Genomic DNA, 12408 nt, shown 5'->3' with positions numbered 1-12408 from the left:
TGCTGGGGTTTCATGTCTTCACCGCGACGCATCCTGTCGCTCTGGTTTCCACGCCTTGGGGCGGAGCGCTGTCTGCGCATGGCGCGGGTGCCGGTTTTGGCCCCTTTCGCGACCGTGGTGGAAGTCGGCAATCAACGGCTTCTGGGCGACATCTCGGTGGAGGCATCCGCAGCCGGTCTGCGCCCGGGTCAGCCTTTGCGTGATGCGCGTGCAATCTGTCCAGCGCTGCAAACCACCCCGTCCGACCCTGAAGGAGAGGCTGCGTTTCTGCGCTTGTTGCGGCGTTGGGCGGGTAAATTTTCCCCTTGGGTCAGTGAGGAACCTCCTGCCAGCCTGATTGTGGATCTGAGTGGCTGTGCGCACCTGTTTGGAGGGGAAGCTGCGTTGGTCGCACAGGTCGAAAGCGATTGCGCGGAACTTGGACTGTCTGTCCGTATTGGTCTTGCGGACACGGTTGGGGCGGCCTGGGCGCTGGCCCGGTATGCGGGGCAGGGGGCGGGGTCTTCCAGATCGGGCGATGCCATTGATCAGGAGGCGCGTGCAACACGGTCCAAAGCCGGGCGTCGACACTGGACCAAAGGCGGGGCCGCCCCTGTTGTCCGGGACGGGGTCTCCCAGGGTGCGCGCATTGCCGCTCTGGGGCACACACGTGCCGCGATCGGGGCATTGCCTGTCGTCGCGCTGCGTCTGGCGCCGGAGGCATGTGAAGCGTTGAGTCGTGTGGGCCTGCGCCGGATCGAGGATTTGTGGGGCATGCCACGTGCGGCTCTGGCGCGGCGGTTCGGGGTGGATGTGACACGGCGGCTGGATCAGGCGCTGGGTGTGGTACCCGAGCCGGTTTCGCCCGCGCGTCCACCCAATGTGTTCGCTCTCAGGATCAGTTTTCCGGACCCGATCGGATTACCTGAAGACATCGAAGCGGGGCTGGATCGGCTACTGCCCCGTTTGGGAGAGAAGTTACGCACCGCCGGGCGCGGTGCACGGCGGCTCCGCTGGGAGCTGTTGCGTGCAGACCAGACCCGTCAGGTCTTCGAACTGGGCCTCGCGCGCCCTTCTGACGATCCGGCGCGGATGCGTCCGCTTCTGCTTCAGAAACTATCCGCAGTGGCACCGGGATACGGAATCGATCTGATGCGGCTTGAAGCGGACCAGACCGAACCCTTGATGCCACGTGCCCACAAGGGGCATTTTGAGGCCGCAGATGAGGTCAGCGCGCGTATTGGGGCGCATACGGCGCTTGACGATCTGATTGGCACGCTTGGTGCGCGCGTGGGGTTGGAGGCGATCACGCGGTGGCACCCCGCCGAAAGTCACATTCCTGAAAAATCAGCCCTGACACTTGCGGCGGCGTGGTCCGGGGTGTCGGAGACACCATGGCCCTCTGTCAACGGGACGCGCCCGCTGACCTTGTATGTGCCGGAACCGGTTCATGCACCCGATACGCCGGCAGTGCCAATGCGGTTCAGGTGGCGCGGTCAGGACCACGAATTGCGCGGTGCAGCCGGGCCTGAACGCATCGCCCCCGAATGGTGGCTAGACGATCCCAACTGGCGCAGTGGCGTGCGCGACTACTGGCGCGCGGAAACGGTCAGCGGCAAGCGACTATGGCTGTTTTATGCACATGGCGGGCTGCGTATGTCTGGCTGGTTCTGTCAAGGCACCTTTGCCTGACGTCAGCTTGTACAGCGTTTTTCCGCCTCTTCCATCGCGGCTGTGAACCCCAGAAGGCTGAAGGTATCGCGTGTGGTTGTGCCACTGCGCTGGGAAACGCCGGTCACAACTGCCTGGGTTCCACGTTTCATGGCGGTGATGATTTTCGCGTCATCCGATGGCGAGGCGGGCCATGCCCAGTTGTCATCGGTGAAAAGCTCAAAATTCGACCCTGAAATCTCGACGGTCACGGTCGACCCTTCGCGGAACTCGTATCCGCCCGTGAACGACACTTCGCCGGATACGTCCGATCCGGGCCGGAACGCGACGAACATCAATACGTCGCCCCGGTTCACGGCTACTGGTCGCCCGTCCCGCGTGTTGACGGTTTCCTTGGGGCTCGACACGCTCCAGCACTCGGTCGGGCTGTCTTCGACGAATACGCTCCAGTCGGTCTTGGCCGCGACACGGTTGTCAGACGCTTCCTGTGCCCATACAACGCCGGATGACGCCACAAGCGTTGCCGCACAAATCCCTGCCACAAAACGGTTCATGATTCTACAGACTCCAGCTGCCCTGTCTTCGCCTCGGATATTTCGGTCGATACGGGCTGGTTCTCGGACCAGCATCCATGCCGACGAAGTGCTCGCGCATAAGAATAGCGACTCACACGAGACAGGCAAAGACCTCGCGGCACCGAAATCGGCAAAAGATTGCTTCGGATCGTCCGGGTTTCGAACACGCAAGGCCTTCTTTCGGGCCGATCGACCGCGTCTGCACCCGGAATAGTCGCCAAATCATTGCATCGGGGACACAGCATTGGGCATTGGCATTAAAGATTACTCAAACAAACCAACCTATTGATTGATCGAGCCGAGGTGCTGCCGCACGCTGGCATCAGTTGAAACCGCTCACGCCTCTTCAGAGAATGTCGATGAAACGCCTTTTGCTCGTCACCTGTCTGACCGCGTATTGCGCGACTGTCCCGTCTCAGGGGCAGGCGGTTGACCTGCGTTTGTCGCAGGTTCTCGAGTGGAAGGATCATATCGGCGAAGTGCTCAAGGACCTCGATGACAAACCCACGCCCCCGCAACGGCGGGAGCAAGACTGGAATGCCCCCCCCACATTGGGCCAGCAGCGCGCTCTGCCATGGCAATCGGACGAGGATGGCATGCTCCCCTGGGTCCGCATGGACGGGAACGGTGTCGGCGCGGGGCTGCTTCTGGAGTTCTGATCGCCCTTGCCTCAGGTGGACGAAGGCTGCTTGAAATCGGACCGCGCATATCCCTGCAAGTACAACAGCGCGCTGAGATCCCCGAAATTGATCCGCCGATCACACTCCGCAGCGACGACCGGTTTTGCGTGCAAGGCGACACCCGCTCCTGCCAGTTTCAGCATGCCCAGATCGTTGGCACCATCCCCGACAGCGAGAACATCCTCCGCCTTGAGCCCCAGACGCCCGGTGATGTCCTTGAGCGCCGCAACTTTGGCGTCGCGTCCAAGAATGGGGTCTGCAACCTGACCGGTGAGTTTGCCATTCGCGACGAGGAGAGTATTCGCGCGATTCTCGTCAAAACCCAATGTCTCTGCAACATGCGCGGTAAAGGCGGTGAAGCCCCCAGAAACCAGCGCGCAATAGGCCCCGTTCGATTTCATTGTCGCGAGCAACTCGGGACCGCCCGGCATCAGGTGGATACGGGTGTCCAGCACCGTTCCGATCACGGACGCGTCGAGGCCTTCTAACAGGCCGACTCGTTCGCGCAGCGCCCCTTCGAAGTCCAACTCCCCGTTCATTGCCCGTGCGGTAATGTCGGCCACCCGCGCGCCGACACCGGCTTCTTCAGCCAATTCGTCGATGCACTCCTGTTGGATCATCGTGGAATCCATATCCGCCAGCAGCATCTTCTTGCGTCGTCCATTCGAGGGCTGAACCACCATGTCAACGCCCATGCGCTGCAAGTCATCCCACACGTCCCACCGCGTTCCCGGCACGGACTGAACCGAAAACTCGGCGGCCTCATCCGGGGCTAGCCACACTGCGTCGCCACCACCCCAGGCGTTGCGCAGCGAGTCCACAAGCGCCGCATCCAGCTTTGGATCTGCGGGACTGGTCAAAAGGGTCACTGTGAACATTGGGCACTCCGGACTGGGGTTTCGGGCGCGTATACCATTTTGGTCTCCAAGTGCCAGACGTTAGGCCGCTGCCCTGTCCCGTTGCGCTTTCGCATGGTGCGTGGTGGTGCGTTTCCGATGTGAAACCGTGGCGATGGTTTTGCGGGTTCTGCGACAGAAAATCCGCGTTTTGCGGCTTGCCTCAGCAGTCCAAGCCCCGTACACGCGGCGGTGGGACACCCTTCCCCAACGAAGGGCAGATATCTGGAAGGATACCAGCAATGGCTATTCAAGCTCCGGTCACGCGGCCGGCAAACCCGCGTTTTTCGTCTGGCCCTTGCGCCAAACCCCCCACATGGTCCCTCGACGCGCTCAGTGACGCCGCCCTTGGCCGATCGCACCGTGCCGCCGTTGGCAAGAGCAAGCTGAAAGCTGCAATCGAGACCACGCGAGAGGTCCTCGGCGTGCCTGCCGATTACAAGATCGGGATCGTTCCTGCCTCTGACACCGGCGCGTACGAGATGGCGATGTGGAGCCTGTTGGGCGAGCGCCCGGTTGAGATGCTGGCATGGGAGAGCTTCGGATCAGGCTGGGTGACTGACGCGATCAAGCAGTTGAAGCTGGATGCAGAGGTCAAGTCCGCAGACTACGGGCAGATTGTTGATCTTGCCTCGGTGAATTTCGACAAGGATGTTTGTTTTACGTGGAACGGCACCACGTCCGGCGTGCGGGTTCCCAATGGTGACTTCATTCCGTCGGATCGAGCGGGCCTGACCTTGTGTGACGCGACCTCGGCCGCGTTTGCAATGGATTTGCCTTGGGACAAGCTCGATGTCACGACCTTCTCTTGGCAGAAAGTTCTTGGCGGTGAAGCGGCCCACGGTATCCTGATCCTCAGCCCGCGCGCTGTAGCACGCCTTGAAAGCTATACGCCTGCGTGGCCGCTTCCAAAGATCTTCCGCCTCACCAAGGGGGGGAAACTGATCGACGGTATTTTCACCGGGGCGACGATCAACACGCCGTCCATGCTGTGTGTCGAAGATTACCTTTTTGCGTTGGATTGGGCGAAATCGGTTGGTGGTCTGAAGGGCCTGATCGCCCGCGCAGATGCCAACACAGCCGCCATCACGGCGTTTGTGGACGCGCACGATTGGATCGATTTTCTTGCTGAGGATCCTGCGACGCGGTCCAATACGTCCGTGTGCCTGAAGTTCACCGATGATCGGATCGTTGACGGTGCGGCTTTTGCCAAGGCAATCGCAAAGCGCCTTGAGGGCGAAGGGATTGCGCTGGATATCGGCGCATACCGTGACGCGCCCGCTGGTTTGCGCATCTGGTGCGGTGGCACGGTTGAGACCTCCGATGTCCAGGCAATGCTCCCGTGGCTGAACTGGGCCTTCGAGACCGAGATCGCAGCGCAACAAGCCGCGGCCTGACCCCTTCTCGCAGGCAGCACATCCGCTGCCTGCCCCCCCATTTTTTCTGTCAAAGGAGCCTGATCATGGCCCCCAAAGTTCTCGTCTCCGACAAGCTGTCGGAAACTGCTGTCCAGATTTTCCGTGACCGTGGCATCGAAGTTGATTTCGAACCCGGCCTCGGCAAGGACAAGGAAAAACTGGCCGAGGTGATCGGCAAGTATGACGGCCTCGCGATCCGGTCGGCCACCAAGGTGACCGACAAGCTTCTGGAACATGCCGACAACCTCAAAGTCGTCGGTCGCGCCGGAATTGGAACCGACAATGTCGACAAATCTGCGGCCTCCAAGAAGGGGGTGATCGTGATGAACACGCCCTTTGGCAACATGATCACGACCGCGGAACACGCGATTGCAATGATGTTTGCGGTTGCGCGTCAGATTCCCGAGGCGTCCGCGTCAACCCACGCGGGCAAATGGGAGAAGTCGAAATTCATGGGGGTCGAGTTGACCGCCAAGACGCTCGGCGTGATCGGTGCGGGCAATATCGGCGGTATCGTCTGCGACCGGGCCTTGGGATTGAAGATGAAGGTCGTCGCCTACGACCCGTTCCTGTCGCAGGAGCGTGCCGACAAACTGGGCGTCGAAAAGGTCGAACTGGAGGAATTGCTGAAGCGTGCAGATTTCATCACGCTTCACGTCCCGCTGACTGATCAGACCCGGAACATCCTGAGCCGCGACGCACTTGAAAAGACCAAAAAGGGCGTTCGGATCATCAACTGTGCCCGCGGTGGTCTGGTCGACGAAGAGGCGTTGGCGGATTTGCTGAAGTCGGGCCATGTCGCAGGCGCGGCCTTCGATGTGTTTTCCGAAGAACCGGCAACCGAAAACCCGTTGTTCAACTTGCCCAACGTGGTCTGCACACCGCATCTCGGTGCCGCTACGACTGAAGCGCAGGAAAACGTGGCGCTTCAGGTCGCGGAGCAGATGTCGAACTACCTGCTCAACGGGGCGGTTGAGAACGCGCTCAACATGCCGTCGGTGACTGCGGAAGAAGCGAAGATCATGGGGCCGTGGGTCAAACTCGCAGGCCATCTCGGAACGTTTGTTGGTCAACTCACCAACGAGGCCATTCAAAGCATCGAAATTCTGTATAACGGAACGGTTTCCAAGATGAACCTGGAGGCGCTGAACTGCGCGGCCATCGCCGGGATCATGCAGGCGACCAACCCGGATGTGAACATGGTATCTGCCCCGGTCATCGCGAAGGAACGCGGGATCGGCATATCGACGACATCTCAGGACAAATCAGGTGTGTTTGACGGCTACATCAAGCTGACGGTCAAAACGGCGGAGCGGACGCGGTCCATCGCCGGAACCGTCTTTTCGGATGGAAAACCGCGCTTCATTCAGATCAAGGGCATCAATATCGATGCCGAGATTGGTCAGCACATGCTCTATACGACCAACAAGGACGTGCCGGGTATCATCGGGACGTTGGGCAACACACTGGGTGAGAATGGTGTGAACATTGCCAACTTTACCTTGGGTCGAAGTGACACCGGCGAGGATGCGATCGCAATGCTCTACCTCGACGCCCCGCTTCCGACGCCTGTTCAGGAAGCGCTGAAGGCCACAGGTCTGTTTCAGCAGGTGCGGCCGTTGGAATTCAACGTCTGAACAAGCAGGCAGACTCTGTTTCAAGCCCCGGCAAATGCCGGGGCTTTTACTTTCGGGCCAGGGCCAACGCGTTTCGCAGTGTCTCAAGGTCGCCCACATGGTTGGCAAGGATCAGCAAGAGCCGCACGTTCAGCGCATGGCTGTCTGCCTCGCTCAAGCCGCGATGGGCGGCCAGCAGTTCCGTATAGAACGCGTCCGGATCCGATAGGTTGTTGGTCTGGTTCAACGGCATGTCACACCTGCCCAGAGGTCAGCAACAGCGTTCGCGATTTCATCCGCGTGCGCATCGACCCAGCGCGCGCCGATCACCTGATCGGGCCTGACGAGGTAAAAGGCACCGTCCTCTTCCCCCAGATATCGTTTCCGCAACGTCCGGGAAATTTCCGGCTGCAAAACGCGCACGCCGGACAGCGCTGGCGCGTCTCTTCCCAGAGCGAGAATGACCGGTTCACCGCCAAGCAATGACGTTAACCAGTCTAGCCCCAACGGTGCATCCGGTGCCACCGCACCCGGACGCGCACCGTCCGGCAACCTCGGGTCGTCGGGCGCCTCGAGCCGATATGTGCAGGGTTTGGACAGTCGTCCGGCATTGACCCAATGGCGCGCAAACTCTGCATGTCCGGCAAGAACCAGCACCTGGTCCCGAAAAAGGCGTTCGATCCCGTCGGCGGGCGTCATGAACTTGGTGGCGCGCGCGGAATTGGCGATATTCTCGTCCGCGCCCTGTACGCGTTCGGTATTGTAGGTGTCCAGCAAGGCTGCACTCCCATGCCCTTTGAGGATTGCCGCAAGCTTCCAACCAAGGTTGTCAACGTCCTGCATTCCGCCGTTTCCGCCACGCGCTCCGAATGGGCTGACAACATGCGCACTGTCACCGACAAAAATCACCCGATCATGGACAAAACTCGCCAAGCGTCTGCACTGAAAGGAATAAACACTTACCCAATCGAGGCGAAAATTTGAGTGACCGACCACTTTAATGATCCGCGGGATGACGACTTCGGGTTTCATCTCGTGATCCGGGTTTGCATGCCAGCCAAGCTGCAAGTCGATCCGATAAATGTTGTCGGGCTGCTTGTGGAGCAAAGCTGACTGACCTTCGTGAAACTTCGGTTCGAACCAGAAGTGACGCTCAGGCGGAAAATCCGCATCCATTTCAATGTCCGCGATCAGAAACCTTTCCTCGAAGAACTCGCCTTCGAATTCCAACCCCAGCATGCCCCGCACCGGGGAGCGGGCCCCGTCACAGGCCAGAACGTAGTCCGCCTCCAAGGCATATGCGCCGTCAGGCGTCTCAATATCGAGAATGACGCCGTTCGTGCTGTTGTCGACGTTTGTCACCTTGTTGCTGAACCGCAGGTCAATCAGGGCGCTTCGCTGTGCCCGCTCGATCAGGAACTGCTCAACGTAGTATTGCTGCAGGTTGATGAAGGCCGGCATCTTGTGGCCGTCCTCCGGCAGAAGGTCGTATGAGAATACCTCCTTGTCCCGGTGAAACGTTCGCCCAACCTGCCAGGTCACGCCTTTGGCCAGGGCGCGGTCTGCAATTCCAAGTCTCTCAAAAATCTCAAGGCTACGTTTCGACCAGCAGATTGCGCGGCTCCCGACAGAGACCACATTGTTATCATCCAGAATGACCGATGGCTGGTCGTGATTGGCCAGTTCGATCGCCATCGCGAGACCGATCGGACCTGCCCCGACGATCACAACCGGCTTGCGCGGCTCCGGATTTGCCAAACCCGGGGGAGGGATGAAGTCATATGGCTTGTATTCAAAGGTCATCGCGATCCTCGCTTGGTCTGGACAAGCGCAAAACGGCCCACAGCGCTGTGCCGCCGAAAAACGCACTTGAGATCAAGACAACCTCTACCCACGCAATTCCTCCGAACCCGCGTGTTGCAAGCGCAAACCCCATCAGCCCCAAACCAATCAGGCTGAAGACAAGGCGGAACCAAATCTCTCCGCGGGTTGGTTCGAATTTGCGTGCCATGTCCTAACCCTGCAAGGCGGCCCACATCTCCTTGTCGCGGGCGGCTGTCCAGATACGGGGTGTTTCGATGCCGCGCGCCTCGTCGTAGGCGCGGCTTACGTTGAAGGGCAGGCAATGTTCGTAGATGGCGAAGTCCGAGAACTTCGGGTCGCATTCAGCCCGCACCGCTTTCCACGCGTCTTTCAAGCTACCGCCGCGCGCGGCCACACGCTCCGCCGGGCGGTACGTGCTGTCAACGAAGTCGCGCGTGGAGTCTATGGCCGAGGCAACCATGTCGGGACCGATCAGGGCGTCGCCTCGTCCTGGGGCAATGGCTTGTGGTTCGAACGCAGCGATATTGTCCAGTGTCTGACCCCACTCGGCCAAGTGACCATCGCCGCAGTAGCAGGCCGAGTGATACTCTACGATATCGCCGGTGAACATTACTTCCGCGTCGGGCACCCAGATCACTGCATCCCCGGCGGTGTGCGCGCGTCCCAGATGCATGATATCCACACGCCTATTGCCAAGGTAGACCGTCATACGATCCGAAAACGTGGTTGTCGGCCAGGTCAGCCCCGGAATGCTTTCATGACCTTGAAACAGTCGCGGGAATCGGTCGAACTCGCTGTCCCAGTCTTCCTGCCCGCGCTCCGCTACCATGGCGCGGGCTGTGTCGGACATGATGATCTGGTCTGCGCCATAGGCCGAGGCTCCAAGAACCCGCACTGCATGATAGTGGGTCAGCACCAGATGGGTGATCGGTTTGGAGGTGACCTTGCGGATCTCGGAGATCACCTTTTCAGCCAGTTGTGGTGTTGCCTGTGCCTCGATCACCATGACGCTGTCGTCGCCGATAATCACGCCGGAGTTCGGGTCGCCTTCGGCCGTAAATGCCCAAAGCCCATCGCCTATTTCGGTGAAGCGCGTTTCCTTATCGGCCATGTCACCGGCTGATGCGAAAGCCGTGGTCATGTCATGTCCTCCCTCTGGGGCGGTGCCCTGTGCGATATCTTCGGATCGGCTGCATGCAGATCATTTCGGCCCCGGTGAGCCATCGAATTTTTTCTCGAGGTCAGCCCAACACTCCACATAGTCGGCCTGCAAGGGGGCCTCCTTGGCAGCAAACGGCGTCAGGTGTTGCGGGAAGCGTGTTTCGAACATGAAGGACATGGTGTTGTCGAGTTTCTGCGGGGCAAGATCTTCGTTCGACGCGCCTTCGAACGCCTCGCGGTCCGGGCCGTGGGGCAACATCATGTTGTGCAGGCTCATTCCACCCGGGACAAAGCCCTGCGGTTTGGCATCATATTGCCCGTAGATGTTTCCCATCAGCTCGGACATGATGTTGCGGTGATACCAGGGTGGGCGGAACGTATCCTCTGCGACCATCCATCTTTCCCGAAACAGCACGAAATCAATGTTCGCGGTGCCTTCAACGCCAGACGGGGCAGTCAGAACGGTGAAAATCGACGGATCGGGATGGTCGAAAAGAACCGCGCCAACCGGACAATAGTCGTTAAGGTCATACTTGCAGGGCGCGTAATTGCCGTGCCACGCCACGACATCCAGCGGGCTTTGCCCGATCTGGGAAACGTAGAACTGCCCACCCCACTTGACCGTTATCGTGGAAGGGACCTCGCGATCCTCGAAGGCAGCAACGGGGGTCTTGAAGTCGCGTCGGTTCGCCATGCAGTTCGCGCCGATCGGACCACGGCCCGGAAGGGCGAACTTCTGGCCGTAGTTTTCGCAAACAAAGCCACGCGCTGGGCCATCCACTACCTCCACACGGTAGGTCAGGCCGCGTGGAAGGATCGCAACTTCGCCCGGCGTGAGGTCGATAATTCCAAGCTCGGTCAGAAATCGCAGGCGACCTTGCTGTGGAACAACCAGCAACTCGCTATCGGCTGAATAGAAATAGGCGTCCTCCATCGACCGTGTGACCAGATATACATGGGCCGCCATGCCGGTTTGCGTGTGAACGTCTCCCGCAGTGGTCATGGTGCGCATCCCGGTCAGCCAGGTCAGCGGCGTGTCTGTCCGGGGGATCGGGTCCCAACGAAATTGCCCGAGGCTGATCAAATCCGGATCGATCAGCGGTGCACTTTTCCAGTAAGGCAGATCAACGCGGGCAAACCGGTTTGCATGCTTCACAGAGGGCCGGATGCGATAACACCATGTCCTTTCGTTTTGGTGGCTGGGTGCGGTGAACGCTGTCCCCGACAACTGTTCGCCGTACAGGCCGTAGTTGCATTTCTGCGGACTGTTGCGACCCTGTGGCAGGGCATTTGGCAGCGCTTCGGTCTCGAAGTCATTCCCGAAACCGGGCATGTACCCCGGATGTGACGCCAACGATCGCGGATCTTGCGTCATGTGCGGTACTGGCGCTGATCGGTTCACGTTGTCTCCTCCCAAAGACACAAGCCGTTGCACTTGCAACGAGTTGGCCAAAGGATCGCATAAAACGGAAAGATTCTCCAACCCGCCAAGCGATGTCGCCTCAGTCGGACCGCATCGTTTCGCCCGGGTTCAACTGGGGCGCCAGCGTCAGCGTTTCGGATGCCTGAGACCCTTCGTAGCGTGCCATGATCAGTTTTGCAGCTTCGCGCCCGATTTCCTTGCGGCAACTGTCGATGGTCGCAAGCTGCGTGGGCAGGCCTTGCAGCAACTCGACGCCGTTGAAGCCCGCCATCCCGAACGCGTCGGGGATATCGAGGCCGCGCTCCTGCGCCAGCAACAGGCCACCCGCACCTATCAGGTCGTTCGAGTAATATAGAAAGTCGAGGTCAGGGGTGCGATCGAGCATCGCTGCTGTGAGCTCACGGCCCTTTGCCAGGGCCGACCCGCCCTCGTAAAACTCCCAATCGGCAAGCTCCACGCCACCTTTGGCCAACCCCTCTACAAAGCCCTCGTACCGTTTGCGGGCCCGGTGATCGAGCGCCATCTTGGTGCCCATGAACCCGATCCGTTTATACCCTGCGGCAAGAATCGCTTCGGCCATCTCACGTCCTGCGCGCCGGTGCGAAATTCCAACGCAGCAGTCGATGGGGTTGCCGTCCGTGTCCATGATCTCGACCACCGGAATGCCGGAGTTGCGCAGCATCGCACGGGACGCCTCGCTGTGTTCCAGCCCGGCGATAATAATGCCAGACGGACGCCATGACAGCATCTCGTAAAGAACCTTCTCTTCCTTTTCGGGCAGATAGTCGGTGATGCCCACAACGGGTTGCAGGTCGGTTTCTTCCAATTGGGCATTGATGCCGCCCATCACCTCGGGAAACACCATGTTCGACATTGATGGAATGATCACGGCGACAAGGTTCACGCGGTTGGACGCCAAGGCGCCTGCGATCTTGTTTGGAACGTACCCGAGTGCCCGGGCGGCTTCCTTGACCTTTTCGCGCGTGGCCTCCGAGACGTCTCCGCGATTACGGAGCACCCGGCTGACCGTCATCTCGCTGACGCCCGAGGCTTCGGAAACATCGCGCAGCGTCAAGCCACGTTGCGCCGGCGGGTCGGAAATCTCGGACATGAATACTCCTGCGCGTCACACCATGTTTCGGGCCCAACCATGACCGGCCCCGTG

Annotated in this window: 12 protein-coding genes; 4 read left to right on the top strand and 8 right to left on the bottom strand. The window is 60.0% G+C overall.

The features are described from left to right. The first annotated feature begins 12 nt into the window (after positions 1–12). Complete coding sequence (locus ACP15N_RS14115) at positions 13–1671, top strand: Y-family DNA polymerase (protein WP_425092955.1); 1659 nt, start codon at positions 13–15, stop codon at positions 1669–1671. Between the two features lie 2 nt (positions 1672–1673). On the opposite strand, the gene ACP15N_RS14110 is transcribed toward ACP15N_RS14115, so the two are convergent. Further along, positions 1674–2204 carry an invasion associated locus B family protein gene (locus ACP15N_RS14110; RefSeq protein WP_425092954.1) on the bottom strand — a complete coding sequence of 177 codons (531 nt, stop codon included), beginning with the start codon at positions 2202–2204 and terminating at the stop codon, positions 1674–1676. Positions 2205–2584: 380 nt separating this feature from the next. On the opposite strand from ACP15N_RS14110, the gene ACP15N_RS14105 reads away from it, so the two are divergent. Further along, positions 2585–2884, top strand: a complete 300-nt coding sequence (locus ACP15N_RS14105; protein ID WP_425092953.1) for a hypothetical protein — start codon at positions 2585–2587, stop codon at positions 2882–2884. An 11-nt stretch (positions 2885–2895) separates the two neighbouring features. On the opposite strand, the gene serB is transcribed toward ACP15N_RS14105, so the two are convergent. Further along, positions 2896–3783, bottom strand: a complete 888-nt coding sequence (gene serB / locus ACP15N_RS14100) for a phosphoserine phosphatase SerB (protein WP_425092952.1) — start codon at positions 3781–3783, stop codon at positions 2896–2898. A gap of 260 nt (positions 3784–4043) precedes the next feature. On the opposite strand from serB, the gene ACP15N_RS14095 reads away from it, so the two are divergent. Continuing rightward, a complete protein-coding gene (locus ACP15N_RS14095; RefSeq protein ID WP_425092951.1) occupies positions 4044–5198 on the top strand; it encodes a phosphoserine transaminase in 1155 nt (384 codons plus the stop codon). A gap of 65 nt (positions 5199–5263) precedes the next feature. Next, positions 5264–6856, top strand: coding sequence for a phosphoglycerate dehydrogenase (gene serA / locus ACP15N_RS14090; protein WP_425092950.1), 1593 nt, complete (start codon positions 5264–5266; stop codon positions 6854–6856). Positions 6857–6902: 46 nt separating this feature from the next. Here the strand turns inward: serA and ACP15N_RS14085 are convergent, their stop codons facing one another. From ACP15N_RS14085 to ACP15N_RS14060, 6 genes are all read right to left on the bottom strand, one after another. Further along, positions 6903–7088, bottom strand: coding sequence for a DUF2783 domain-containing protein (locus ACP15N_RS14085; protein ID WP_425092949.1), 186 nt, complete (start codon positions 7086–7088; stop codon positions 6903–6905). After that, positions 7079–8638 carry an FAD-dependent monooxygenase gene (locus tag ACP15N_RS14080; RefSeq protein ID WP_425092948.1) on the bottom strand — a complete coding sequence of 520 codons (1560 nt, stop codon included), beginning with the start codon at positions 8636–8638 and terminating at the stop codon, positions 7079–7081. The genes ACP15N_RS14085 and ACP15N_RS14080 overlap by 10 nt, the downstream gene beginning before the upstream one ends. Beyond that, positions 8628–8846, bottom strand: coding sequence for a hypothetical protein (locus ACP15N_RS14075; protein WP_425092947.1), 219 nt, complete (start codon positions 8844–8846; stop codon positions 8628–8630). The genes ACP15N_RS14080 and ACP15N_RS14075 overlap by 11 nt, the downstream gene beginning before the upstream one ends. 3 nt (positions 8847–8849) lie before the next feature. After that, entirely contained in the window at positions 8850–9800 is a 951-nt protein-coding gene (locus ACP15N_RS14070) for an MBL fold metallo-hydrolase (protein WP_425092946.1), read from the bottom strand. Positions 9801–9860: 60 nt separating this feature from the next. Beyond that, positions 9861–11195, bottom strand: a complete 1335-nt coding sequence (hmgA, locus tag ACP15N_RS14065; protein WP_425092945.1) for a homogentisate 1,2-dioxygenase — start codon at positions 11193–11195, stop codon at positions 9861–9863. A gap of 127 nt (positions 11196–11322) precedes the next feature. After that, positions 11323–12354 (bottom strand): LacI family DNA-binding transcriptional regulator, encoded by a 1032-nt coding sequence (locus ACP15N_RS14060; protein WP_425092944.1) that lies wholly within the window; start codon positions 12352–12354, stop codon positions 11323–11325. Positions 12355–12408: the final 54 nt, after the last annotated feature.

This window comes from Tropicimonas sp. S265A, from assembly GCF_049800835.1.
In the GTDB taxonomy this organism is placed as follows: Bacteria; Pseudomonadota; Alphaproteobacteria; order Rhodobacterales; family Rhodobacteraceae; genus Dinoroseobacter.
Note: the sequence above shows the minus strand (reverse complement) of the source record. Positions and strands in the feature narration are given on the sequence as shown.